We start from the raw sequence: 23939 nt of genomic DNA on the forward strand, positions 1-23939 counted from the left end.
ATATGCACCCCAAAACAATTTGTTTTTTTTGTATTCGCAAGGTTTGGCAGGTTTTTGCTGTTACGCTGGTCATTGTGGCGGTTTTGGTTTCGCTGCTGAAACTAAGCCTCCCATATGCCAATGATTACAAAACAAGCATTGAATCTTTAATTTATCGTCAACTTAATGTCGAATTAAGCATTGGCTCAATCAGCGCAAGTTGGCAGGGGACTGGGCCTGCGCTGGTACTTGAAAATGTGAATTTCGAAGATAATCAAAATGCGCCTATCTCCTTGCATATCGATAACACCAGCTTGCAAGTGAATGTGGTGCAGTCTCTTAGGCAGTGGCAATTAGTATCCAATTATTTTGTACTTGATGGCTTTAAAGCCAATATCCATTTAGATCGGCTCAATTTAGCTGAAAGCTCAGGTGAGTTTGAGCAACAAGCTTTGCTTGAAGGCCTATTTTTAGGTGAAACTGGTCACTTTGCGGTGCAAAACAGTGAAGTAAAGTTATTTATCGAGGATGACAATTACCACAAGGTGCTTGTTCAAGACATGGTATGGCAAAATAGTACCAATGCTCACCATGGCGAAGGCCGATTAATCTTTCCAAGTCTATCGCAAGGCAGCTTGAATACGCGGGTTAAACTGTCAGGAGAAAGCTTACATGAGATTGCTGGAGATATTTATCTTCAAGCGCAGGATCTGAATGTTTTGGATCTTATCGATGAGCACTTAGATGATGATTATCGTAATTTAAGTGCGAGTATTAATGGTCAGCTTTGGGCACAGTTAGAGCTGGGTAAATTACAAGATATCTTAATTGAAGTTCAGCCAAGCTACGTCACTTGGTCAGATAGTAGTCAGGCTAATAAATTAGGTCTGGAATCCGGTCAAGTCCGTTTTGTTCCCGTTGAGCACGGTTGGTCGCTTTCAAGTTCTGAGTTTCGTTTTCGCAGCAATGAGCAACATTATCCACCCATGTATTTTCAAGGAAAGTGGTCAGACACACACTCTACTTTTTGGATACAACAATTTGATTTAGAGCCCATTGCTCATGCCTTAGCATTAACACACTACGACTGGGCCAAAGGTATTGAACAAAGTGAATTTCATGGCGAATTGAGTAAAGCAAAGCTTACCTTCAATGATAGTGAAGGCGCAGCCGCTTGGGGGGCGCTAGAAAATATAGGTTGGCAAGAGAGCGACAACGCGCCTGGACTTAAAGGACTTAACCTTGAGTTTAACTGGCAAGGGCAGCGAGGTGTCGTCAGTGTCAGTGCACATCAGCAGCAACTTGTCACAGGACCGCGCTTTAAAGCTCCCATTGATATTGATGAACTCAATGGTGATCTTCATTTTTGGCAGGATAAGCAAGATAATTGGCATGTTAGTTCAGACAACCTGTGGGCCAGTAACAAGCAAATTGCTGTGGCACTTGAGTTTCATACTCGATTGTTCGAGTACCCTGAGCTTGATTTATATGCTGAGGCATTTGCCAAAGATGCATCTATTGCGGGCCATTACTTCCCCCTTGATTTAATGCACAGTAACCTTGTTGAATATCTAGAACGCGGGATCATTGCTGGGGAAGATGTCCGTGCCCAAGTACTGCTATCAGGACCGTTAACGGCGTTCCCATTTCGTGATAAGCAGGGGCAATTTGAGGTATTAGCGAAGATACAGGGTGCGGAGTTCTTATTTGCTCCTGATTGGCAAAGCGTCAAAGATGCGGGCGTTGAGCTACACTTCCACAATGAACGCATGGATATCTTAGCAACTTCGGGCAAGCTGTCTAATCAGACCATAGACGGTGAAGTACTCGTAAGTTTACCGGATCTTGAACAAGCCGATAATCTTTATGTGAGAATCAAACAGCAAACTGAGGCTGCCAGTTTAAAAGACTTTTTTGCAGACAGTCCCATTGCAGATCCTTTAGTTAATGTATTTGAAGTTGTGCAAGGGCAAGGGCTTGCTAAAGGTGATATCGAACTTGATATCGATCTTAAAGATCTGAATGTGCTTACTAAAGGTAAGGTACTACTGAATAACAACCGAATTTACTTAAGTAAGCCGGGCATGCAGCTTGATAACGTGAATGGTGAGCTTACTTTTCATGACGATGACATTCAGCTTATAGATGCGAAAGCAACTTGGCTTACCATGCCCATCGATTTCTCTGTGAGGGGCAGTGGCGATAAACAAGGCTATGAAGTGAATGTGCAAACATCATTGCTTGCGAACAGCGAAGCGTTATTGCCTCATGGGACGGGCCTGATGGATGGGTTTATAGCGGGTACTACCTTGCTAGATACTAATGTGGCATTGAATTTTACCGAGCAAGGGTTTAATTATTTGGCGAGCTTTAGCTCAGATCTAAGTGGAACTGCAGTGACACTGCCTGCGCCGTATAACAAGTTAGCACAGACGAAAGGAAAGTTAATTGGTGAGGTGAGAGGGGATGATATTTCTAACCTGATCACAGCAAACATTAATGATCTACTTTACTTTAATGGGATTTTAGATAATCAAAGCGGACAGTTTGATAAAGCACACTTAGTTATCAGCAAGCAGAATAGGGGCTTAGATAGACCCGGTTTCTCCGTGACCATTGACCAAGATGAATTACAACTCGATAGTTGGTTTGAATTTCTCGATAGGGTCATTGAGCAAAGTACGGGCACCACTGAACAAGCCCAAAGTTTATTACCCCAATTTAGTGAAATACGGGCAAATTTAGGTCAACTTTATGTTGGCAAGATCTTGTTCAACGATGTTGAAATGCTCATGAAGCCTGACAGTGACGGGTTTGAAATGCGTTTGAATGGTAAAGAGCTTAGGGCACAGGTGCAGTTGCCTAGACAAGATACCAGGCCTATTCGTGTGCAAGCGGACTATCTACGGATTAATTCACAGCAGACAGAAGTAATAGAACCACCTAAAGCGCAGATAGGGGGAGACGATTGGTTAGTCAATATCCCTGCCATAGAGTTTGGCTGTGATGATTGCCGCATTAACCAATATCAGTTAGATAGGGTGAATCTGGCATTTTCAGGCAATGGTGAGCAACTGATAATCAGTAACCTCAATGTTGATAAAGGCACACATACTCTCTCGGCGACAGGGCGCTGGCAAGATGGTGTATCTCATGTTAACGGTAATTTAAGCAGTGCGGACTTTGGCGATTTAATGGAAGAGTTTGATATAACTTCCACTGTTAAGGACTCCCAAGCGAACATTGACTTCGATCTAAATTGGCGCGCAGCACCGTACGACTTTGATTGGGAGACATTGGGTGGGGAGATCCAGTGGCAACTTGGTGAAGGGCATTTAACAGACATCAGTGACCAAGGCGCACGTGTTTTTTCACTACTGAGCTTAGACTCGTTAGTTCGAAAGTTAAAATTAGACTTTCGTGATGTGTTTGCAAAAGGGTTTTTCTATAATCAGATGGAAGGCAGCTTGCAGATAGAGAATGGGGTTGCATACACGCGGGACACAAAAATGGATGGTGTACCTGCCGATCTAAGCATTACAGGGTATGTCAATTTAAAGACCCATGAAATCAATTATGATTTGGCCATTGCGCCTCAAGTTACGTCAAGTTTACCGGTCATTGTGGGCTGGATGGTGAATCCTGTAACCGGGCTTGCAGCGTTAGCTATTGATAAAGTGATCCACTCAGCCCGAGTTATTTCTGAAATTAATTTTAAAGTGACAGGCACGATGCAAGAGCCCGTTGTGACAGAGGTTGATAGAAAAAGTCGAGAAGTCACTTTACCGGGTGTCAAAGCGCCTGAAGAAGCTAAACCAACCCCTTCAACTGAGGTACAAGATACCCATCAGAGTAAACAAAGCAAGCCTAAGCAAGTCGATCCACCATCTTCTACACCTGCGAAACTCAGAGCAGGTCAGCAAGCTGTTGAAGCGCAAAAGAATCCTGAAAAGTCAGACGTTAGGCCATCAAACAAAACGCATGAAAAAGCTGAAAAAAAGGATAAACAAGCTAGCAAAGCGCTCAATGAAAACACTGACATTGTATTTTAAGTTAGATATTTACGCTGGGGTTAAAGCAATATAATGAGAGCAAAGCAGGCCAATCTAGTCGTCATCCCGATGTGTTCAGGGAGTGTCCCGGAAGATAACTTTCGATATTTAACTGAGCAACTCAATGCCATATGTATTGAGTCCCCTACGTTAGTTTGCTTACCTGAAGCTTGGTTGGCATTTTGTGCAAATGGAAGTGATACGTTTGACGTCGCTAAATCAAGTGATGTGTGGATAGATAAAATCTCGCAGCTTTGCAAAGAGAGAAATATTTGGCTGCATGCAGGTACAATTCCTATTCAAGCGACTGGGGAGAAATATTATGCGGCTAGTTGCTTATTTGATGATCAAGGTCAGCTGGTCGCTCAGTATAATAAAATTCACTTATTTGACGCGGATGTCAGTGATCAATCTAAACGCTACAGAGAATCAGACTTTACCGAAGCTGGCAGTGAAGTTGTTGTTGTAGATAGTCCATTTGGTAGACTAGGCTTAAGTGTGTGTTACGACATGCGCTTTGCAGGCCTTTATCAGGTTCAACGTGCACAGAAAGCGAATATATTGCTAGTACCCAGTGCATTTACTACCGTAACAGGGGAAGCACATTGGCTGCCATTACTGCAGGCCAGAGCGATTGAAACGCAGTGTTTTGTTATTGCAGCGGCCCAAGTTGGGTTACATCAAAACGGGCGAGAAACTTATGGGCACAGTGTGATTATTTCTCCATGGGGAGAGGTGTTGGATGATAGTATGCTATCTTTGCAGCCCATTCAAAGACAGTTAGATTTTACCGAGCTGTATGATATTAGGCATGCGATGCCTGTATTCAAGCACAATCGATTTAAGAGCAATATGATATGAATCAAGTTGAAAAAAGCTTGTTAGCTGATAGTCAGTTAACTAGAGAGCAGCTGGAACAAACACTTAATTATATCCATCAATATAATGTGGATTATTCCGATCTGTATTTTCAGTCCAGTTACAATGAAACTTGGGTGCTTGAAGATGGCAAGGTCAAAGAGGGCAGCTACAATATTGAACGAGGTGTTGGTGTAAGGGCAGTCTGTGGTGAGCAAACGGGGTTTAGCTACTCGGACGCGATTAATTTAGAGGCCATCAACCAAGCTGCCGAGGCTGCGAGGTCGATTGCACAGCAAGGTGAATCCAAAACGATACAGGTTTTTACAGACGTTAAGGCACCAATACAGTTTCAACCTGTGCAACCTTTGTTGAGTATGAGTGACGAAGAGAAGATCACCTTGCTTAGAGAAGTAGACAATGCAATTAGGGAACTGGCACCGGACGCGCAACAGGTGGTTTGTTCAATTGCTGCAGTCTATGAGGAGGTCTTAATCGCTGCAAGTGATGGTACGTTTGCAACAGATATTCGTCCACTGGTGCGATTAAATTGTTCCGTATTGCTTGAAAATAATGGACGTAGAGAGCGCGGTAGTGCAGGTGGTGGCGCACGTTTAGATTATGGCTATTTTAAAGAATTAGAAGACGGTCAGCCGCGCTGGATGAGTTATGCAAAAGAAGCTGTCAGGCAAGCGCGTGTTAATTTAACTGCGATTGATGCGCCTGCGGGGACGATGCCTGTGGTATTGGGGTCGGGTTGGCCGGGTGTCTTGTTACATGAAGCCGTCGGTCATGGATTGGAAGGTGACTTCAATCGTAAAGGTGCTTCTGCTTTTAGTGGCCGAGTGGGTGAGCAAGTGGCATCTTCACTGTGTACAGTGGTAGACGATGGCACGATGGCCAACCGTCGAGGTTCATTGAACATTGACGATGAAGGTACACCTGCGGGATACAATGTGCTGATCGAAAACGGCATTTTGAAAGGGTATATGCAAGACAAAACGAATGCGCGTCTAATGGAGACTCAACCAACTGGTAATGCTCGTAGAGAGTCTTTTGCACACCTCCCTATGCCGAGAATGACCAATACGTACATGTTGGCTGGAGAGAGCACACAGCAAGAAATTATCAGTTCAGTGAAAAAAGGGATATTTGCGAGCAACTTTGGCGGTGGCCAAGTCGATATTACGTCAGGCAAATTTGTATTCTCAGCATCAGAAGCGTACTTAATTGAAAATGGTAAAGTGACCCAACCAATTAAAGGGGCGACTTTGATTGGTAACGGTCCCGAAGCTATGCAGCAGATCTCTATGGTTGGTAACGATCTCTCACTGGATAGAGGCGTTGGTGTGTGCGGTAAAGATGGTCAAAGTGTCCCTGTAGGGGTAGGTCAACCAAGCCTTAAGATTGATCAACTGACCGTGGGCGGCACAGCTTAACCACTGATGTAAGGGGAGGCGCGACTCCCCTTACATAACATACTAAGGTAAGATGGCTTCTTTTAAATATTGGAAGAGTTCTTTGTAACCTTTTGCAGGCTTTTCAGCTTTCAATTCTTTATTTGCTTGGCGCACTAGTTGGCGCAGTTTTTGGCGCTCCATTGATGGGTGTGCCTCAAGCAATTCATTAATCTTGCTGTCACCTAGCTTTAGTACATCATCACGCACTCTTTCGACTTGACCAAGTAAAACTTCGGCTTGATTGTTCTTATTCAGTAACATATCCAAAGCAGTTTGCAGCTGTTCAACATTGTCTGTGGTACGCAGTACTTTTGCTATGTAGTTCATGTGACGACGATACGCATCGTGTTTACCGCGAATTTTGTCAGCAAGGGCCATCGCTTCAACGAGTTCGTTAGTGAGTGGAAGCTTCTCTCGTTGCTTTTTACCTAATTCGGCAATATCAATGCCCAGTTGCTGGTATTGCTGCGCATCTCGCTTCAATTCACTCTTTGACACATAGATGATTTCTTCGTCTTCGACGTTATGATCTGGTTTTTTTGCCATGATATTAGGCCATTTAATATTACAATAATATTGATTATACCAAGAAGCGCAGAAAAATATCGCTATAGTGAGGTCATTCGCAATCTATATCAGCGAAATTGTATGTCCTGTGTTAGGATTGAAGTGTTTACAAGTATTTGGAAAAGCAACATGAATGATAACCAAGCTGGTTCTATATACCATCAAATCGACGAAGTGAAAGATGCCGTCTCAGAAGTGTTAACTATGGCTTCTGAATTGGGCGCAACTTCCGCTGAAGCGGCAATGAGTCGTACCTCAGGGCTGTCTGTTAGTACTCGAATGGGTGAAGTTGATACGATTGAGTTTAATCAAGACGGCAGTTTGGGGATCAGCGTGTACGTTGGCAATCACAAAGGCTCTGCTTCTACAGCGGATCTAAGTGAGCAAGCTTTACGTTCAGTGGTTAAAAAAGCCATTGAAATTGCAAAATATACGGCTGATGATGAGTGCAATGGGCTTGCTGATAAAGCGCTTATGGCAACAGACATTCCCGATCTGGATCTGCATCACCCTTGGAGTTTATCTCCACAAGAAGCGATTGAGCATTGTATTGAAGCTGAAAAATCTGCATTAGAGTTTGATGAGCGTATCGTCAATTCAGACGGGGCCAGCTTGGCTTCTCATCAAGGGTTAAGGGTATATGGTAATAGTCACGGTTTTTTAGCGGGCTTTCCTCGCTCACGTCATACTTTAAGCACGATGGTCATTGGCCAAGAAGGTGACATGATGCAACGTGATTCGGCTTTCAGTATTGCTAGAAAACATGACAACTTAAAAGAACCACAAGCTGTCGGAGTGGAAGCCGCGCAGTCGACATTGGCAAAACTTAGTAGCCAAAAGTTGTCGACGATGAAAGTACCGGTTGTTTTTCGTGCGGATATCGCCAATAGCTTATTTGGACATCTGGTATCGGCAATTGGCGGTGGGGCTTTGTACCGTAAGTCTAGCTTCCTACTCGATACACTTGGAAAGCAAATTTTTAATCCATGTGTCACCGTTCAAGAAAAGCCACACCTCTTGCAAGGGTTGGCTTCAACGCCGTTTGATAGTGAAGGTGTCTATACACAAGACAGAGATATTATTGCAGGTGGGGAGCTTCAAACTTATCTAATGACCAGTTATGCGGCGAGAAGAATGGGTATGCAGGCGACGGGTCATGCTGGTGGGATCCACAACTGGTTAGTGAACAAGACACATGATGACCTCAAAGCCATCCTTAATGAAATGGGCACAGGCTTGTTAGTTACAGAGTTGATGGGGCAAGGTGTGAATACGGTGACTGGTGATTATTCTCGCGGTGCTGCAGGTTTTTGGGTTGAAAATGGTGAGATACAGTATCCGGTAAGTGAAATTACCATCGCTGGTAATTTGAAAGATATGTTCCAAAATATCCAAGCGATTGGGGGGGACATTGAACTACGCGGTGCGGTACAAACAGGTTCAGTCTTGATTGAAAGTATGCAGGTCGCGGGTGAATAATCACTGATAGTGTTGAGATACTCTGAGCTAAGCTCAGAGTAAAAACCAAGTAGCCGTTCCTAAGAAAGCAAAAATGCCCACAATGTCCGTAACTGTGGTGAGCACAACGCTGCCTGCGAGTGCTGGGTCTATCTTCATACGTTTTAGTATCAAAGGAATACTGGCACCAGCTATGCCCGCAGCGACTAAGTTCATAAACATAGCAAAGGCGATGACTGCGCCGAGCTTAAAGTCCCATTGCCATAGAGCTACTACACCCGCGATAAGCAAAGACCAAAGCACGCCATTTAAAGCCCCGATAGCGAGTTCTTTTCCGAGTAAAAACTTTTGGTTAGTTTGATTGACATGACCAAGGGCGATACCGCGAATTACCAATGTTAAAGTTTGGCTGCCTGCGACTCCACCCATACTTGGCACAATGCCATTGAGTACAGCTAAAATGGGTAGTATGTCTAGGGTGCTTTCGAAAAAGCTCGCGACAAAGGCTGCGAGTAAAGCCGTAAGCAGATTAATCCCGAGCCAAATTGAACGTCTTTGGCTACTTTTCATAACAGGCGCAAAGGTATCTTCTTCATCCTCCAGACCGGCCATGCTCATCAAGCTATGTTCAGCATCTTCTCTGATGACATCAACAATATCATCAATGGTGATCCGACCGAGTAGCTGAGTGTGGTCATCGACCACAGGTGCAGAGATCCAATTATGACGCTCGAATAGTTGTGCTACTTCGCTTTCGGCCATAGTAACAGGAATGGTTTCTCGCTCTTCATTCATCAACTCTTGCACGAGCTTGTCAGGTGGGTTCGTCAGTAAAACTCCGATCGGTAACGAGCCTAAAAAGTGGTTTTCTTTATCCACAACATAAAGGTCATCGGTACCTTGAGGCAACTCCTCTTTGAGGCGCAAGTATCTTAATACAACATCCAAACTTACATCGGGGCGAATGGTGATCGTATCTCCATTCATTAACGCGCCTGCGGAGCCTTCGTTATAGGATAGGGCCTGTGTAGCGCGCGCCCTATCCTGACTGTCCATAGCACTGATAACGTCTTGGTAGATGGGCACAGGCAAGCTTCTAAGCACTTCGCCGAGATCATCGTCATCCATATCTTCTGTGGCTGCCGCAATGAGCTCAGGCTCCATTTTGGCAATGATGCTTAAGCGGACATCTTCGGATAACTCTTCGAGTACATCACCTTGTATATCCGGATCAACTAATTGCCAGAGTGTAGTTCTTATTTTGTGCGGAGAGGACTCGAGTAAAAGGGCCGTATCACAAGGCGGGATCTCAGCCAGCGTTTGTCTTACTTGAACAAACTGTCCACTGTTTATTGCTTTGGTTACTTGCTGTAATTGTTCCAGTGTATAGTCTTGTTCAAAAACGTCAGGCATAGGCGTCCAAAATTCAAATTATAGAAAAAGTGACAATGTATTGTGAGCCGTTACAGAAGGCGACTTCGTTATTTACGACTTATCAACGCGAATGTAGTTCGCGTTCTAGTATCGTCAGTTCTTATTAGGGAGACGTTAAATTGAAGTGTCATGGCTTCAATCGTTGCTACCTATAATATTGTAATAGAAAAAATAATATAATGATTATAGCTGTTTAAATTAAAAGTAATCTATGACATTTTTAGTACGCTGGCAGCAATATGAATGCAGAATTAAAGAGTAGTGGCCTAGATGATGTCTATTTGCTATTCATCTTCGTGAAACTTGTTCTCGATCAGGTTCCCTATGGCAATTAAAGCATCGTGAGCATCTGGACCTGTGCATGTGACTTTAACCTCCTTTCCTTGGCTACTTTCCAATAGCAGTAAGGCAAGTACGCTATCACCTGGTGCACTTTTTTCTCCCTGATACAGGATAATATCCGCATCGAACTGTGTAGAGAGCTGTGCCAATACCGTAGCTGCTCTGGCATGCAATCCCAATTTATTTTTTATCAGAAAAACGCCTTGTTGCGACTGTGTCATTATTCTTGTTCTCGGTGACGAATTTTCACATTAGAATGCGTTCTTTGAAAACGCTCTCCAAGTGTTTGAGCCAAGTAAACAGAACGATGTTGACCGCCTGTACATCCAATCGCAATCGTCAGGTAGCTGCGGTTATTGCGTTCTAAATGAGGGAGCCAAGTTTGCATAAAGGTTTGGATCTGCCACACAAATTTTTGCACTATGCTATGGCTAGATAAATAATCTATGACAGGTTGATCTAAACCAGTTAAAGGCTTTAATTCTGGTTCCCAGTGAGGGTTGGGTAAAAATCGTGCGTCGAAGACATAATCAGCTTCTTTTGGAATACCATGTTTAAAACCAAACGACTCGAAAGTAATAATCAGCTGTTTGTCTTTTTGACCTAAGATTTTTTCACGCACACTCTCAGCCAGTTGATGCACACTCAAGTCGGTTGTATCTATGGTTACATCAGCACGTCGGATTAATACATCAAGCAAGTTTCTCTCTTGTTTAATGGCTAAATCAAGGGGAAGGTCATTTAGTGACAGTGGATGTAAACGACGGGTTTCTGAGAAACGCTTGACCAATGTTTGGTCGTCACAATCTAGATAAAAAACCTGTGGTTTAGCAAAGCCAGGTAAGTATTCCAAAATATCGTGAAACTCTTGTTGTTCTTTTGGTAAGTTTCTTACATCGATACTGACAGCGATTTTATTATAACTGTCTGAAACACTGCGGACCAAAGCCGGTAGCAGGTTGACAGGAATATTATCAGCGCAGTAATAACCTAAGTCTTCCAATACTCTTAATGCAACAGATTTACCTGAGCCAGAGCGGCCACTGATAATTATGAGCTCCACAGTTAATTCCTATTATTTATCATATTCAACAAGGACTTGGTAAAGCTCGTTATCATTACTTGCTTGCCTAAGTCGCTTACAAAAATGTTTATCATTTAGTTTACCAGCGATACTCGCTAAGGTCTCTAAATGTTGTTTATTTTCACCATCTGGTACGATGAGTGCAACAAAAATATCGACATTGCGATCATCATAAGCGTCAAAAGGAATGGCTTGTTGATTCACGAGTAAAATAGCGACAACATCATTAAGACCTGATAATCGACCGTGCGGAATAGCTATCCCTTTCCCTATACCTGTGCTGCCTAATTTTTCACGATTGAGGAGTGCTTCAAGGATATCATGTTGATTGGCGTTTGGTATTTTTTGTTGTGCCAGTTCACTGATATATTGGAGTATTCTTTTTTTACTATTAAAAAGGACCGCAGCTTTGCTACAGTCCTCGGAAATTAGTGTGCTAAGTTTCATGGTTAATGTCGAGTTAGCTTCTCTTTATGTTTAATGACCTGCCTATCCAATTTATCAATCAAACCGTCAATGGCAGCGTACATGTCTTTATGTTCTGTTGAAGCGAATAGCTCGCCTCCATTCACATGTAACGTCGCTTCTGCTTTTTGTATGAGTTTCTCGACATCTAAGATTACATGAACGTTATTGATGTGATCAAAATGCCTTTCTAGCTTCGCAAACTTACTTGTTACGTAGTCTCTTAATGAATCGGTAATTTCTACATGGCGACCAGTTAAATTTAGTTGCATAAGCATTTTTCCTTCTTTTGTTACGCCTAAATCAAGCTTTTACGCTGATTAGACGGTGGAATAGCCAAAGACTCTCGGTATTTGGCAATAGTACGTCTTGCCACCTTAATACCTTGATCTGCTAACACATCTGCAATTTTGCTATCACTTAACGGCTTAGCTGAGTTTTCTGCAGCGATTAGCTTTTTGATGAGCGCTCGAATTGCTGTTGAAGAGCATTCACCACCGTTCTCGGTACTAACATGGCTCGAGAAGAAGTATTTCAATTCATAAATGCCGCGAGGCGTGTGCATATATTTTTGCGTTGTTACACGAGAAATTGTCGACTCGTGCATATCAACCATTTCAGCAACATCATTGAGTACCATAGGTCTCATTGCCTCAGGGCCATGTTCAAAGAATGCCTGTTGTTGCTGAACAATGCAATTAGTAACTTTCAATAAAGTTTCATTTCTGCTTTCTAAACTTTTAATAAACCATTTGGCTTCTTGTAAATGTGAGCGGATAAACTGACTGTCACTGCTAGACTTTACCGATCGTGACATAGCAGCATAGTGGTCGTTGACTCTGATCTTAGGCATAGAGTCAGGGTTAAGTTCAACGACCCAGCGACCTTTTACCTTTTTGACGGAGACATCAGGTATCACATAATCAGCTTCTTCTTGCACAATACTGGCAGCTGGTTTGGGGTTCAAGCTGTGAATTAACGTCATCACTTCTTTAAGCTCACCTTCTTTGAGCTTTGTTTTCTTCATGATAGTACGATAATCACGATTTGCTAATAGATCGATGTGCTCATCAATGACCTGTTTAGTTTGCTCGAGCCAAGGAGTCTCCGATGAAAATTGATTTAATTGAACAATTAGGCACTCTTGAAGGCTGCGAGCGGCGATCCCAACTGGGTCAAATAGTTGAATACGCTTTAATACCGCTTCAACTTCGTCTAGCTCAATAGGATCTTGGTCGTTGTCTTTATTTAAGCTTTCAAGAATATCTTCGCAAGAGACGGTTAAGATACCAGAATCATCAACCCCTTCAACAATAGATAGCGCAATAAGTCTGTCTGTCGCACTGAAAGGCGTTAACTCTAACTGCCACATCAAATACTCTTGAAGGCTTTCGGTAGTTTGACCTTGATAAACACTTTCATCTTCAGGCATAGGCCCAGACGAACTGACAGGTGCCGCACTGATATATTCATCCCATGTGACATCCATAGCCATCTCATCACTGAGTGTCTCTTTGTTGAGCGCGGTGTCTGTGTCTTGCTCATAATCACTGAGTTGCGGTTCTACTTGCTCTTCAGTATTAGACTCTGACTTGTCTGTTGCCTGCGCCTGTTCATGGGGTTTATCTAGACCATTTTCAAAAGTTTCTTGTTCGTTTTCTTCTACTTCCAATAAAGGATTGCTGTCCAGCGCTTCTTGAATTTCTTGCTGGAGGTCTAATGTGCTCAGTTGCAGCAAGCGAATTGCTTGTTGCAACTGTGGTGTCATTGTTAATTGCTGCCCCATGCGCAGCTGTAGCGATTGCCTCATGTATCTCTAACAATCCTTTTCGTTGTTACGCTTGTTCTTAACTATAGCCTGAATTGTTCGCCTAAGTAGACATCTCGAACGGTTTGATCCGCTAAAACATGTTCAGGGCTACCTGAAGCAATTAATTCACCATGAGAAACAATGTATGCCTTTTCACATACGTCTAATGTTTCACGAACGTTATGATCTGTGATCAGAACGCCGATCCCACGATTTTTTAAATGCTCAATAATTTTCTTTATATCTAACACTGAAATGGGATCAACGCCAGCAAAAGGCTCATCTAATAGAATAAATTTTGGATCAGCGGCTAAAGCGCGAGCAATTTCTACTCGGCGGCGCTCTCCACCGGAGAGTGCCATGCCTAAGCTTGAACGAATATGTTGAATGTTAAATTCATCCAGTAATTCATTTAATACTCTTTCTCGCTCAGTCTTATTGAGGTCTTTTCTCGTTTCAAGGATCGCCATTAAATTTTGATATACGGTTAATTTTCTGAAGATTGAAGACTCTTGCGGTAAATAACCAATCCCTAAACGGGCTCTACTGTGCATCGGCAGTAACGTAATGTCCTGCTCATCAATATGAATAGCGCCCTTATCACTGGGTACTAGACCAACAATCATATAAAACGTGGTTGTTTTACCCGCGCCATTTGGGCCCAATAAACCAACAATGCTACCTGCTTCAACACTTAGTTCAACATTCTTTACTACTTGTCTGCCTTTGTAACTTTTGGCCAGTGCCGTCGCTTTTAGTGTACTCACTATGGCTCCTTGGTTCCGTCTTGCTCTTTTTCAACTGGGAGTAAAACGGTTCTGACACGTTTACCTTTTTCATTTGCCTTTTGCGCGCTGATCAATTGCTTTTCCATATCATAGAGGATCTCTTGAGCAGAAATCTTCTGACCAGCTTGGCTAATTTCTGCATTCCCTTTGATGGTCAACAATCGATTTGCGACATCGTAGCGAACTTCATTTGCGCTGGCTTTCAATAAACTACCATCAGTTTGTCGCTCCTGGAAAATAGCTGGGGAACCAGTTGCTACGAGTAATTGTTTATTTTCGCCGAGGTCTTCTCTGCGGTGTACTTCTAGTCTGTCAGCAAAGATTTTTCTTTGACCATGAATAATTTCTACGTTTTCTTCAAAAACGCCAATATTGGTTTGTAGTTGTGCTTGTTGTTTTCCTGAACTGATGATGACTTGCTCAGGATTACTATTGGCGAGCGCACTTAGCGGAAGAAGTCCGATAGCACAGGTTAACAGTATGGTTGCACTTAATTTATTGCTTATCATAAATCGTTTCAGTGTGGTTGATTAATTCAATAACCTCAATATTGAGATCGGCGATTAGCCCTTTACCTGTAATGGTTACATTAGGCCCGGTTATGATCACTGGTTGGTCTGAGCGCATCATCCGATTAGTTATTTCAAGCCGGAGGTTGTCTGCATCTATATGCGTGATCATAGCCGCATCATTTAAATTGGTTGCTTTAACATTGCCTTCTAAAATCAAAGTATCATTTTCATATAAAGTTGCTTCATTGGCAGTGAGCTGCCAATTGTGTTGTCCATTATGTAAAACAAAAATGGGGACTTCAAAGTGGCTGAATCCAAGCTCTTGATAGAGCTCCATTCTTTGTGCCGTGATTTGATAGCTCAATTGCCCATTTTCGGCAAAGGAAGTCTGTTTCAAATCAATCGCAACATAGTCTGGTTTGGCAATTGTCTCTTCTGGCTGCGTTGGCTGCTCTGTTTGAGTCAAAAATGGATACCACAGCCACAACATAGTTGCACTGAACAATACGAGTAAAATTACCCGTAAATTAGTCATGTGCTGCTTCCTTTAGAGAGTAGCTCATTGCCTTGGCTCAACATAAGTAAGTCAGTTAACTCTCTTACTGCGCCAAATCCACCAGGCATTAAGGTTGTGTAATGAGCTAGGTTTTTTACCAAAGGGTGCGCATCCGCTACAGCCACTGCAAAACCAACTTTTTGCATGACCGGAATATCTGGGCCATCATCACCAATATACGCAACCTGCTCATCAGTCAAATTTAAATGACTTTTCAATTCTTCATAAGCGTGGACTTTATCTTCTTGACCTTGATATATGTGCCTTACGTTTAAGCTAGTCATACGTTGCTTAACGATTTCTGAATGTCGTCCAGTTATGACGGCGACTTCAACACCAGTTTCAATTAAAGCTTTGATCCCGAAACCATCTTTGGTATTGAATGCTTTTAACTCTTCACCTTGGTTACCCAGATAAATACGGCCATCTGAAAATACGCCATCAATATCGCAAATTAGTAGCTTGATAGATTTCGCTTTGTCACTTGTCTGTACAGAGATTGCTTGATAAAGCTCGCTAAATTGCATCTTTATAGTACTCCTGCGCGTAATAAGTCTTGAGTATTGAGAGCCCCAATTGGGTGCTTGTTTTCATCAATGACAATGAGGCCGTTTATCCGCTTCTTTTCCATAATATTGAGCGCTTCAGCTGCTAACATATCTGAGGATGCCGTAGTACAACAAATAGTCATAACGGAATCAATAGTATCGTTGTGTAGATCGACTTTTTGTTCAATCACTCGACGTAAATCACCGTCAGTAAACAAACCGCAAAGCTGCGCGTTTTCGTCAATGATGGCCGTCATACCAAGTCCTTTGGCAGACATCTCAAACAGTGCCTCTTTGATTGAACTACCTGCTGGCGTCATTGGTACATCTGTGCCTTTATGCATTATATCTTCTAGTGTCAGCAGTAGTCTTTTACCTAAGCTGCCCCCGGGATGGGAAAGTGCAAAATCATCTGCGGTGAAGCCTCTGGCTTCGAGCAAAGCAACAGCCAATGCATCACCCATTACCAATGTAGCAGTGGTACTTGCTGTTGGCGCTAAGCCCAGTGGGCAGGCTTCTTGGGATACTTTGATACAAAGATGAATATCAGCTTGTTGCGCCATCGTTGAACTTGGGTTGCCTGTCATGCTAATGACTCGCGCGCCAATTCTTTTTATCACAGGAATAATACCGACTACTTCACCCGTTTCACCTGAATTTGAGATCAATAGAACCACATCATCAGCTGTGATCATGCCTAAATCTCCATGACTGGCTTCACCGGGGTGAACAAAGAAAGAAGGCGTTCCTGTGCTCGCTAAAGTGGCAGCAACTTTATTGCCAATATGACCTGATTTGCCCATACCAATCACGATGACTCGGCCGACGCAATCAAGCATAAGCTCACAGGCTTGCGTAAACGTATTGTCTATATATTGATTTAGCTCGCTGATGGCTTTTTGTTCTATTTCTAAAACGCGTTTTGCAGATTCAATAAGGCTGTGGTTTTTCATACTGATACCTAAATAATTGCGTACATGTAACCAACGAATGCAGTCAGTAGTACACCACCTTCTATGCGATTAATTTGTCTTTTGCCTCTAAGATTTACACTCATTATGATGAGTGCAGCGGTTGCACCTAGCATAACGTATATATCGCGTTGTGAAATATTCATATCCAGCTGTGCTGGGTTGAGTATCCCTGCAATGGACAAAACAGCGAGGATATTAAATATATTTGATCCGATGATATTACCCAGTGCTAAATCGTCCTCGTTCTTTAATACACCTGCGACACACGCTGCTAATTCAGGCAAGCTAGTACCAATAGCGATAATTGTCAGGCCAATTAAGAGATCGCTCATGCCAAAAAATTTGGCAATATCTACTGCCGAATCTACCAGCAGATCTGCGCTAACAGGCAGTACTATCATGCCCACCACTAACCAGAAAACAGCTTTGCCTGTAGGCACGTCATTAGGTACCTCGTCGCACGCTTCTGACACAAGTGGGTCATCTTCTTGGTCTTTACTGCTGTTTTTGGTGATGTAGATAAGACCGAGGATAAAGGTGGCAAAACCCGCTAATAAAATGAACCCTTCAGTTGCGCTAAAATAATTGTCGCTGACAATATACCAAGCACCCAGGGAGACAATGATTAATAAAGGCATTTCGCGGCGTAAAATACCAGAACCAACCGCCAGTGGGCGAAGTAGGGCAGTAATCCCTAATACCAGTAAAATATTAGCAATATTTGACCCCACAGCATTACCGACCGCGGTATCTGTTTTATCTGATAAAGCAGCTTGTGCTGCAACCATCATTTCAGGAGCAGATGACCCCATTGCAACAATCGTCAGGCCAACAATCAATGTGGGAACCCCGAGATTTTTTGCTAAAGCGGCTGCACCAAAGACAAATCTATCTGCGCTCCAAACCAGTGCAACAAAACCTACGATAAGAATGACAAAAGATAAAACCATGAAACCTATGCCGAGCAACAAAATTACAGTGCGGTAAATATTATCAAATGCGCTGTCAAATGTATAAATAATCTGATCTAGTCACGTAACGTGTTGCAATAAAAATTGCCAGCGCAAACAAAAGGCGGTTGAAAATGACTGGTGTAATTACACTATTACAAAATTTTACCAATTAGCATTTTCCATCTTGGTTGAAAAAAACGTATTATTCACCAATTGGTGAAATCGATATATGGAGAGCGACTTGTCGCAGTCAATCGTTGAAGTCAAGGATGTAACCTTTTCTCGCGGTGAAAGGGTCATATATAAAAATATGAGCTTTTCAGTGCCTAGAGGTAAAATTACAGCAATCATGGGCCCTAGTGGTATTGGTAAAACAACCATGTTGCGTTTGATAGGTGGTCAACTTCGTCCAGAGAGTGGTGATATTACGTTTATGGGCGCGAGTGTGCCTGCTATGTCCCGCTCAGAGTTATATCAAGCTCGAAAGCAAATGAGCATGCTATTTCAAAGTGGTGCCCTTTTTACCGATATGTCTGTCTTTGATAATGTCGCCTTTCCGCTGCGTGAGCATACCCAATTGAGTGAGGACTTAATTCGTTTAGTTGTGTTAATGAAGCTTCAAGCGGTTGGTTTGCGAGGTGCAAGAGATTTAATGCCCGCGGAGTTATCTGGTGGAATGGCAAGGCGCGCTGCGCTGGCGCGGGCGATTGCATTGGATCCTGAACTCATTATGTATGACGAACCATTTGCTGGACAGGACCCGATTTCAATGGGTGTTTTAGTGAGAATGATTAAATCACTTAATGAAGTATTAGGCCTATCTTCTTTAATCGTGACTCATGATGTAACAGAGGTCATGAGTATTGCTGATCATGTTGTCATCATTGCTGAACAAGGGGTGATTGGCAGTGGCTCACCTGAACAAATGTTAGCTCATAGTTCACCGTTGGTGCAGCAATTTTTACAGGGGCTATCGGATGGACCTGTACCATTTCATTTTAAAGCAGCACCTTATGAAGAGGAATTACTGGATGGAGACGTATAAGCGTGGATTTTTTACAGAAATTAGGGCGTAAAACGCTTAATCGCTTCGCGTCAATTGGGCGGGCGACCCAAATGTTGTTGGGGGCATTATTGAATATGCCTAACCCGCGCCAAGGTACACCGCTATTAATCAAACAACTTTACATGGTAGGTCACCAATCATTACTGATCATCATGGTATCTGGTTTGTTTATAGGTATGGTCTTGGCGTTGCAGGGCTACACCGTTTTAGTTGGTTATGGCGCTGAAGATAGCCTAGGACCCTTGGTCGCTCTAAGCTTATTACGAGAGTTGGGCCCTGTGGTGACAGCTTTGTTATTTGCTGGGCGTGCGGGGAGTGCGTTAACGGCTGAAATCGGTTTGATGAAGGCGACAGAGCAGTTATCTAGCTTGGAAATGATGGCGGTAGATCCATTAAAACGTGTGGTTGCACCGCGTTTTTGGGCTGGCTTTATTAGTATGCCATTGTTAGCGTTAATCTTTTCGGCTGTCGCTATTTTAGGCGCTCACTTGGTTGGTGTTGATTGGTTGGGTGTTGATTCAGGTAGCTTCTGGTCCATCATGCAATCGCAGGTCTCTTTGCAGCAAGATATCATGAATGGGCTCATTAAAAGTTTTGTGTTTGCGTTAATTGTGACGTGGATAGCGCTATACAAAGGGTATGACTGTGTCCCTACATCAGAAGGGATCAGCAAGGCAACAACGGAAACCGTTGTGCATTCTTCACTGGCTGTTTTAGGGTTTGATTTTGTATTAACTGCAGTGATGTTTTCGAGTTAAGGGTTAGGAAAAATGAATACACGGAAAATAGAGATTTTAGTCGGCTTATTTGTGGCATTGGGTGTTGCTGCTTTTGTGATGTTGGCGATGAAAGTGGCAAATGCGGGTATTAGCGGTAACGGCGAAACCTATAAATTAGAAGCCAAGTTTGACAATATCGGGTCGCTAAAAACGCGCGCGCCGATCAAAGTAGGTGGTGTTGTGATTGGCCGTGTTGATGGTATTCACATTCATCCGCAAGAATTTGTGCCTGTGGTCAGTATGAGCATAGATAAAACATATGAGTGCCAGTTTTCGGATACGACGTCCGTGTCTATTTTGACCTCGGGCATTTTGGGTGAACAGTATTTAGGGATTTCTCCCGTTATTGCGTCTGAATCGGCAAAACAGACTTGTTTAGGTAATGAAGTATCCACGCAAGATGAAGTTGATCTGGATGATCTATTTGGTGTTGAGAGCCTTGCACTCAAAGATGGTGATACGATCACAGATACCAAATCAGCGCTCGTGTTAGAAGAGTTAATCGGTCAATTCTTGTTTAATCAAAGTAGTGAGTAATCAGCTATGCTAAAGAGTCATTTCATTGTAACGATTAGTGTTTTCATACTGGTACTGTTTGCTTCAACGGCCAATGCAGCGCAAGTTGACTTGAAGGACCCGTATAAAATGGTTCAACAAGTTGCAGATAATACCTTTCAACGTGTGGCAAAAGACCAAAATATTATAGTCAAAGACAAAGAGCATCTGCGTATTATTGTTGAGCAGGAGTTACTACCGTATATTGATTATAAATATGCTGCTTATCGTGTATTGGGCAGCTATATCCAGAAAGTGCGCAATATTAAAGATAAACAAGAAAAAGAGCAGGCTGTTAAGAACATTCGTGTGTTTATTGAGGTGTTTAAATCGTACTTGGTGGCGACCTATGCAGGGGTGTTCACTCAATATACAGACCAGAAAGTTGAATTTGAAGCACCGCGCCCATTTGGCGATATCAATGTGGCTACCGTGAGAACGAAAATTGTCGAAGCGGGTAAGCCTGACATTAAAATTGACTTTAAAGTTCGTAAAAACAAGCAAGGCGAGTGGCGTGCTTTTGATATGATGGCTGAAGGGATCAGTTTGTTAGATGCCAAGCAAAGTGAATTGCATGGTATCTTGCGCCAACAGGGTATTGAGCATGTTATTACGCTTTTAGAAAAGAAAAGTCAGTTACCAGTGCAATTCAGAGGGGACGATGGTAATGCCTAATCTGCACTTTAGTCGGGTGACTGATGATACGGTGTCAGTGAAAGGAGAACTGACTCGAGACACCTTAAAAAATGAATCACTTCTTAATCAATTGTTAGAAAATGCGCAGTCAGTGCTGTATTTTGACCTTTGTGAGGTCTCAAGGGTTGACACCGCGGGTTTAGCTTGGTTAATTCACTCTTTAGGCAAATTAAAACGGCAAGGCGTGCGCCTTGAGTTGAAGAATAGACCTGAACAATTACAAAATTTGATGGAATTGGGGCAGGTCACAACCTTATTTGAGTGAGTCCGATGGAAACAAATCAAGTCGAAACTGTTTTACAGCAATCTTTGACCTTAGAAGAAGTAAAAGTAAAAGCGAATGGCAGTCACTATGAAGTGATCGCCGTTGGTGAGTGTTTTGATGGACTAAGACGCGTTAAAAGAGAACAAATGGTTTACGCGCCATTGATGGAAGTGATCAAAGATGGCACCATTCATGCCGTAAGTATCAAGGCGTTTACACCTACCGAGTGGCAGCGTGAGCAAAAGTTTATCTTGCCACAATAATTAGGAGCCACAATGGATCAGTTTGTTATCCAAGGTGGCACCACTTTAAACGGTGAAGTCACTATCTCTGGAGCCAAAAATGCGGCTCTACCTATCTTATTTGCTGCATTACTTGCGGATGGTAAAAGTACCTTTAGCAATGTGCCACAGTTACGCGATATCGTTACGACTGAGGCGTTGCTGCGCACGCTTGGCGCTGAAGTCGCATGGCGCGGGGATTTACTTGAAGTAGATGGACGCTGTGTTGACAAAGTATTGGCTCCATACGAGCTAGTGAAACAAATGCGTGCCTCTGTTTTAGCGTTAGGACCTTTGCTAGCGCGTTTTGGTAAGGCGCAGGTGTCGTTACCGGGTGGCTGTGCAATTGGCGCAAGACCTGTAGATATTCACATCTCAGGGCTTGAGAAAATGGGGGCACAAATTAACGTTGAAAACGGTTACATCAATGCCCAGACACCTCAAGGAAAGCGCTTACAAGGTGCTGAAATCTTTATGGAGACAGTCTCTGTAGGGGCAACAGAAAACTTGCTCATGGCGGCCACTTTGGCTGAGGGCACTACCGTATTAGAAAATGCGGCGCGTGAACCTGAGATCATAAACCTAGCAGAGTGCTTAGTGGCTATGGGCGCCAATATACAAGGCGCAGGGTCAAGCCGAATAGAAATACAAGGTGTTGAAAAGCTTGACGGGTGTGAGCATAAAATTTTACCAGACCGTATTGAAACAGGCACATTTTTAGTGGCTGCGGCGATGAGTCAAGGCGAAGTTTTGTGTCGCAACACGGATCATTCGAGCTTAGAGCCGGTGCTTGAGAAGCTTCGCCAAGCCAATGTTGCGGTGGAAGTTAACGATGACAGCATTTTTGTAAGTATGAGAAATCGTGATTTAAAAGCGGTGAATATTAAGACCATGCCTCACCCAGGGTTTCCAACCGATATGCAAGCACAGTTTACGGCGTTAAACGTGGTTGCTAATGGCAGTGCAACAATCACAGAAACGATATTTGAAAATCGTTTTATGCATGTGCCAGAGTTACAGCGCATGGGGGCCAATATTCGCTTAGAGGGGAATACGGCAATCTGTGATGAAACAACACGTTTATCCGGCGCTCAAGTTATGGCAACCGACTTACGTGCGTCAGCGAGTTTGATTTTAACGGGGATAATCGCTGAAGGTGAAACGGTTGTTGACCGAATTTATCATGTCGATCGAGGATATCAAAAAATAGAAGATAAGCTCAGTCGTCTCGGCGCCAATATTCGCCGAAAACATAACTAAAAAAAGCGAGCTTTGCTCGCTTTTTATTTGCTTGAAATTGCATTAATAAATCGGCGTTTCAAGTTCTGCCACTTCAACCATAAATACTAATTGCTCACCATGTCGGTGCACTTCAAACTCTAGCACTGTTCCCGGCTCTGTATTACCGATAGTCCTAAGAGTCTGCTGGGGGTTCGTTATCGCATTGCCTGCGACTTTAGTGACGATATCACCATCTTTCATACCAGCTTGCCAAGCAGGTCCAAGGGGATCGAGTTCACTGATCCGCAAACCCATAATTGGGGTATACACATCGGTAATGATTTGCCCTTTATTGTCTACAGCACTCCCTTTAAAACCGAGGTAGCCCCTTATTACACGACCATCTTTGATGATCTTTGTCATGACGTCTTTGGCAAGTCTATAAGGAACAGCAAAAGAGATGCCTTCAATATCAATATTGTATCTAGTTGTAAATTGTGCCGATGTGATACCCACCAAGGCGCCATTGGAATTGACGAGCGCACCGCCCGAATTCCCCACATTGACCGCGGCATCCGTTTGCAACAAGCTATTGTATTGGCTATCAGTGAGTGTTTGCTTCCCTGTTGCACTGATAATGCCTTGTGTAATGGTTTGTCCCAGGTTGAGTGGATTACCGATTGCAAGTACCACATCACCGACCCGAGGCATGAGCGTATCATCCATTGGAATGACGGGCAGGTGGTTTTCATTCACTTTTATAACGGCAAGGTCGGTAATGGTATCAAACCCTATTAACACACCGTAATACTGGCGACCATCAGGCAATAAGACAATAATTTGATCTGCGCTGTTAATGACATGGTAATTGGTTAAAATATACCCGTCAGAACTCATGATCACACCAGAGCCCAGTTCTTGAATGCGATTTTGACGTTGAAAACGAGGTACAGAGCTAAAGCTTTCGGAAAAAATAGTGACCACAGCAGGGGCTGCTCTACTCACACCAGTGGAAAAGCTCATGTGTTGAACTGTATATGGAACGTTTAGGTTTGCCGCTTTCTCTCTCAGCTCTGGTTTTAACCAAAGGATTAACAGTGCGACACACAGCCCGATCAGCGCAGGGGCGAGAATAAATCTAATAAATTGAAACACGGTTTATTGTTATACATATTTTATTTTGTGATAAAACTATCATGACACAAAACAACACAGCGGCAAGAGCCGCTGTGTAAT

General features: G+C 43.1%; 25 protein-coding genes. 11 read left to right on the top strand and 14 right to left on the bottom strand.

Annotated elements, in window-relative coordinates; all coding sequences use genetic code 11:
* Positions 1–2 precede the first annotated feature (2 nt).
* From N473_RS23485 to tldD, 3 genes are read left to right on the top strand one after another with little or no spacing between them, the layout of a single operon-like run.
* The gene (locus N473_RS23485; RefSeq protein WP_063370066.1) at positions 3–4031 is read left to right on the top strand and encodes a YhdP family protein; all 4029 of its coding nucleotides are present in this window, start codon (positions 3–5) and stop codon (positions 4029–4031) included.
* Between the two features lie 33 nt (positions 4032–4064).
* The gene (locus N473_RS23490) at positions 4065–4892 is read left to right on the top strand and encodes a carbon-nitrogen hydrolase family protein (RefSeq protein WP_063370067.1); all 828 of its coding nucleotides are present in this window, start codon (positions 4065–4067) and stop codon (positions 4890–4892) included.
* Positions 4889–6328 (top strand): metalloprotease TldD, encoded by a 1440-nt coding sequence (gene tldD / locus N473_RS23495; RefSeq protein ID WP_063370068.1) that lies wholly within the window; start codon positions 4889–4891, stop codon positions 6326–6328. The genes N473_RS23490 and tldD overlap by 4 nt, the downstream gene beginning before the upstream one ends.
* Before the next feature lie 42 nt (positions 6329–6370).
* On the opposite strand, the gene yjgA is transcribed toward tldD, so the two are convergent.
* The gene (gene yjgA / locus N473_RS23500) at positions 6371–6895 is read right to left on the bottom strand and encodes a ribosome biogenesis factor YjgA (protein WP_063370069.1); all 525 of its coding nucleotides are present in this window, start codon (positions 6893–6895) and stop codon (positions 6371–6373) included.
* Positions 6896–7045: 150 nt separating this feature from the next.
* On the opposite strand from yjgA, the gene pmbA reads away from it, so the two are divergent.
* Positions 7046–8395, top strand: coding sequence for a metalloprotease PmbA (pmbA, locus tag N473_RS23505; protein ID WP_063370070.1), 1350 nt, complete (start codon positions 7046–7048; stop codon positions 8393–8395).
* Between the two features lie 33 nt (positions 8396–8428).
* On the opposite strand, the gene mgtE is transcribed toward pmbA, so the two are convergent.
* The 12 genes from mgtE to N473_RS23565 form a co-directional block, all read right to left on the bottom strand.
* On the bottom strand, positions 8429–9787 hold the full coding sequence (mgtE, locus tag N473_RS23510; protein ID WP_063370071.1) for a magnesium transporter: 1359 nt from the start codon (positions 9785–9787) through the stop codon (positions 8429–8431).
* A 305-nt stretch (positions 9788–10092) separates the two neighbouring features.
* Positions 10093–10371, bottom strand: a complete 279-nt coding sequence (locus tag N473_RS23515; RefSeq protein WP_063370072.1) for an HPr family phosphocarrier protein — start codon at positions 10369–10371, stop codon at positions 10093–10095.
* The gene (gene rapZ, locus N473_RS23520; protein WP_039608160.1) at positions 10371–11213 is read right to left on the bottom strand and encodes an RNase adapter RapZ; all 843 of its coding nucleotides are present in this window, start codon (positions 11211–11213) and stop codon (positions 10371–10373) included. Before rapZ ends, N473_RS23515 begins: the two co-directional genes overlap by 1 nt.
* A 12-nt stretch (positions 11214–11225) precedes the next feature.
* On the bottom strand, positions 11226–11681 hold the full coding sequence (gene ptsN / locus N473_RS23525; protein ID WP_063370073.1) for a PTS IIA-like nitrogen regulatory protein PtsN: 456 nt from the start codon (positions 11679–11681) through the stop codon (positions 11226–11228).
* Positions 11682–11683: 2 nt separating this feature from the next.
* A complete protein-coding gene (gene hpf, locus N473_RS23530) occupies positions 11684–11971 on the bottom strand; it encodes a ribosome hibernation promoting factor (RefSeq protein ID WP_023397244.1) in 288 nt (95 codons plus the stop codon).
* Between the two features lie 26 nt (positions 11972–11997).
* A complete protein-coding gene (locus N473_RS23535; RefSeq protein ID WP_063370074.1) occupies positions 11998–13509 on the bottom strand; it encodes an RNA polymerase factor sigma-54 in 1512 nt (503 codons plus the stop codon).
* A gap of 41 nt (positions 13510–13550) precedes the next feature.
* Positions 13551–14276, bottom strand: coding sequence for an LPS export ABC transporter ATP-binding protein (gene lptB, locus N473_RS23540; protein ID WP_039608163.1), 726 nt, complete (start codon positions 14274–14276; stop codon positions 13551–13553).
* A complete protein-coding gene (gene lptA / locus N473_RS23545; RefSeq protein WP_063370075.1) occupies positions 14276–14806 on the bottom strand; it encodes a lipopolysaccharide transport periplasmic protein LptA in 531 nt (176 codons plus the stop codon). Before lptA ends, lptB begins: the two co-directional genes overlap by 1 nt.
* Positions 14793–15344 (bottom strand): LPS export ABC transporter periplasmic protein LptC, encoded by a 552-nt coding sequence (gene lptC, locus N473_RS23550; protein WP_063370076.1) that lies wholly within the window; start codon positions 15342–15344, stop codon positions 14793–14795. Before lptC ends, lptA begins: the two co-directional genes overlap by 14 nt.
* On the bottom strand, positions 15341–15892 hold the full coding sequence (kdsC, locus tag N473_RS23555; RefSeq protein WP_063370077.1) for a 3-deoxy-manno-octulosonate-8-phosphatase KdsC: 552 nt from the start codon (positions 15890–15892) through the stop codon (positions 15341–15343). The genes lptC and kdsC overlap by 4 nt, the downstream gene beginning before the upstream one ends.
* A gap of 2 nt (positions 15893–15894) precedes the next feature.
* On the bottom strand, positions 15895–16866 hold the full coding sequence (locus N473_RS23560) for a KpsF/GutQ family sugar-phosphate isomerase (protein WP_063370078.1): 972 nt from the start codon (positions 16864–16866) through the stop codon (positions 15895–15897).
* Positions 16867–16874: 8 nt separating this feature from the next.
* Positions 16875–17837: a calcium/sodium antiporter gene (locus N473_RS23565; RefSeq protein WP_063370079.1), complete on the bottom strand. Its 963-nt coding sequence runs from the start codon at positions 17835–17837 to the stop codon at positions 16875–16877.
* Positions 17838–18069: 232 nt separating this feature from the next.
* Between N473_RS23565 and N473_RS23570 the strand changes: the two genes are divergently transcribed.
* The 7 genes from N473_RS23570 to murA are packed head-to-tail and all read left to right on the top strand — an operon-like array spanning position 18070 to position 22742.
* A complete protein-coding gene (locus N473_RS23570; protein ID WP_063370080.1) occupies positions 18070–18885 on the top strand; it encodes an ATP-binding cassette domain-containing protein in 816 nt (271 codons plus the stop codon).
* A 2-nt stretch (positions 18886–18887) separates the two neighbouring features.
* Complete coding sequence (gene mlaE / locus N473_RS23575; RefSeq protein ID WP_063370081.1) at positions 18888–19664, top strand: lipid asymmetry maintenance ABC transporter permease subunit MlaE; 777 nt, start codon at positions 18888–18890, stop codon at positions 19662–19664.
* A gap of 12 nt (positions 19665–19676) precedes the next feature.
* The gene (mlaD, locus tag N473_RS23580; RefSeq protein ID WP_063370082.1) at positions 19677–20222 is read left to right on the top strand and encodes an outer membrane lipid asymmetry maintenance protein MlaD; all 546 of its coding nucleotides are present in this window, start codon (positions 19677–19679) and stop codon (positions 20220–20222) included.
* Positions 20223–20228: 6 nt separating this feature from the next.
* On the top strand, positions 20229–20915 hold the full coding sequence (locus N473_RS23585) for an MlaC/ttg2D family ABC transporter substrate-binding protein (RefSeq protein ID WP_063370083.1): 687 nt from the start codon (positions 20229–20231) through the stop codon (positions 20913–20915).
* A complete protein-coding gene (locus N473_RS23590) occupies positions 20908–21201 on the top strand; it encodes an STAS domain-containing protein (protein WP_039608172.1) in 294 nt (97 codons plus the stop codon). The genes N473_RS23585 and N473_RS23590 overlap by 8 nt, the downstream gene beginning before the upstream one ends.
* Positions 21202–21206: 5 nt before the next feature.
* Complete coding sequence (locus N473_RS23595) at positions 21207–21464, top strand: BolA family protein (RefSeq protein ID WP_039608173.1); 258 nt, start codon at positions 21207–21209, stop codon at positions 21462–21464.
* Between the two features lie 12 nt (positions 21465–21476).
* Positions 21477–22742 carry a UDP-N-acetylglucosamine 1-carboxyvinyltransferase gene (gene murA / locus N473_RS23600; protein ID WP_063370084.1) on the top strand — a complete coding sequence of 422 codons (1266 nt, stop codon included), beginning with the start codon at positions 21477–21479 and terminating at the stop codon, positions 22740–22742.
* 42 nt (positions 22743–22784) lie between these two features.
* On the opposite strand, the gene N473_RS23605 is transcribed toward murA, so the two are convergent.
* Entirely contained in the window at positions 22785–23858 is a 1074-nt protein-coding gene (locus N473_RS23605; protein ID WP_039608175.1) for a trypsin-like peptidase domain-containing protein, read from the bottom strand.
* Between the last annotated feature and the right edge of the window lie 81 nt (positions 23859–23939).

It is taken from the genome of Pseudoalteromonas luteoviolacea CPMOR-1 (assembly GCF_001625685.1).
Classification (GTDB): Bacteria; Pseudomonadota; Gammaproteobacteria; order Enterobacterales; family Alteromonadaceae; genus Pseudoalteromonas; species Pseudoalteromonas luteoviolacea_K.

Excerpts from the sequence above, each read along its gene's own strand:
- N473_RS23490 (WP_063370067.1), top strand. The coding sequence starts at position 4,065 with ATGAGAGCAAAGCAGGCCAATCTAGTCGTCATCCCGATGTGTTCAGGG.
- pmbA (WP_063370070.1), top strand. The coding sequence starts at position 7,046 with ATGAATGATAACCAAGCTGGTTCTATATACCATCAAATCGACGAAGTG.
- N473_RS23590 (WP_039608172.1), top strand. The coding sequence starts at position 20,908 with ATGCCTAATCTGCACTTTAGTCGGGTGACTGATGATACGGTGTCAGTG.
- N473_RS23485 (WP_063370066.1), top strand. The coding sequence starts at position 3 with ATGCACCCCAAAACAATTTGTTTTTTTTGTATTCGCAAGGTTTGGCAG.
- mgtE (WP_063370071.1), bottom strand. The coding sequence starts at position 9,787 with ATGCCTGACGTTTTTGAACAAGACTATACACTGGAACAATTACAGCAA.
- N473_RS23560 (WP_063370078.1), bottom strand. The coding sequence starts at position 16,866 with ATGAAAAACCACAGCCTTATTGAATCTGCAAAACGCGTTTTAGAAATA.
- ptsN (WP_063370073.1), bottom strand. The coding sequence starts at position 11,681 with ATGAAACTTAGCACACTAATTTCCGAGGACTGTAGCAAAGCTGCGGTC.
- N473_RS23595 (WP_039608173.1), top strand. The coding sequence starts at position 21,207 with ATGGAAACAAATCAAGTCGAAACTGTTTTACAGCAATCTTTGACCTTA.
- N473_RS23515 (WP_063370072.1), bottom strand. The coding sequence starts at position 10,371 with ATGACACAGTCGCAACAAGGCGTTTTTCTGATAAAAAATAAATTGGGA.
- N473_RS23565 (WP_063370079.1), bottom strand. The coding sequence starts at position 17,837 with ATGGTTTTATCTTTTGTCATTCTTATCGTAGGTTTTGTTGCACTGGTT.
- tldD (WP_063370068.1), top strand. The coding sequence starts at position 4,889 with ATGAATCAAGTTGAAAAAAGCTTGTTAGCTGATAGTCAGTTAACTAGA.
- lptC (WP_063370076.1), bottom strand. The coding sequence starts at position 15,344 with ATGACTAATTTACGGGTAATTTTACTCGTATTGTTCAGTGCAACTATG.
- N473_RS23585 (WP_063370083.1), top strand. The coding sequence starts at position 20,229 with ATGCTAAAGAGTCATTTCATTGTAACGATTAGTGTTTTCATACTGGTA.
- N473_RS23570 (WP_063370080.1), top strand. The coding sequence starts at position 18,070 with ATGGAGAGCGACTTGTCGCAGTCAATCGTTGAAGTCAAGGATGTAACC.
- yjgA (WP_063370069.1), bottom strand. The coding sequence starts at position 6,895 with ATGGCAAAAAAACCAGATCATAACGTCGAAGACGAAGAAATCATCTAT.
- lptA (WP_063370075.1), bottom strand. The coding sequence starts at position 14,806 with ATGATAAGCAATAAATTAAGTGCAACCATACTGTTAACCTGTGCTATC.
- mlaD (WP_063370082.1), top strand. The coding sequence starts at position 19,677 with ATGAATACACGGAAAATAGAGATTTTAGTCGGCTTATTTGTGGCATTG.
- N473_RS23535 (WP_063370074.1), bottom strand. The coding sequence starts at position 13,509 with ATGAGGCAATCGCTACAGCTGCGCATGGGGCAGCAATTAACAATGACA.
- murA (WP_063370084.1), top strand. The coding sequence starts at position 21,477 with ATGGATCAGTTTGTTATCCAAGGTGGCACCACTTTAAACGGTGAAGTC.
- kdsC (WP_063370077.1), bottom strand. The coding sequence starts at position 15,892 with ATGCAATTTAGCGAGCTTTATCAAGCAATCTCTGTACAGACAAGTGAC.
- hpf (WP_023397244.1), bottom strand. The coding sequence starts at position 11,971 with ATGCAACTAAATTTAACTGGTCGCCATGTAGAAATTACCGATTCATTA.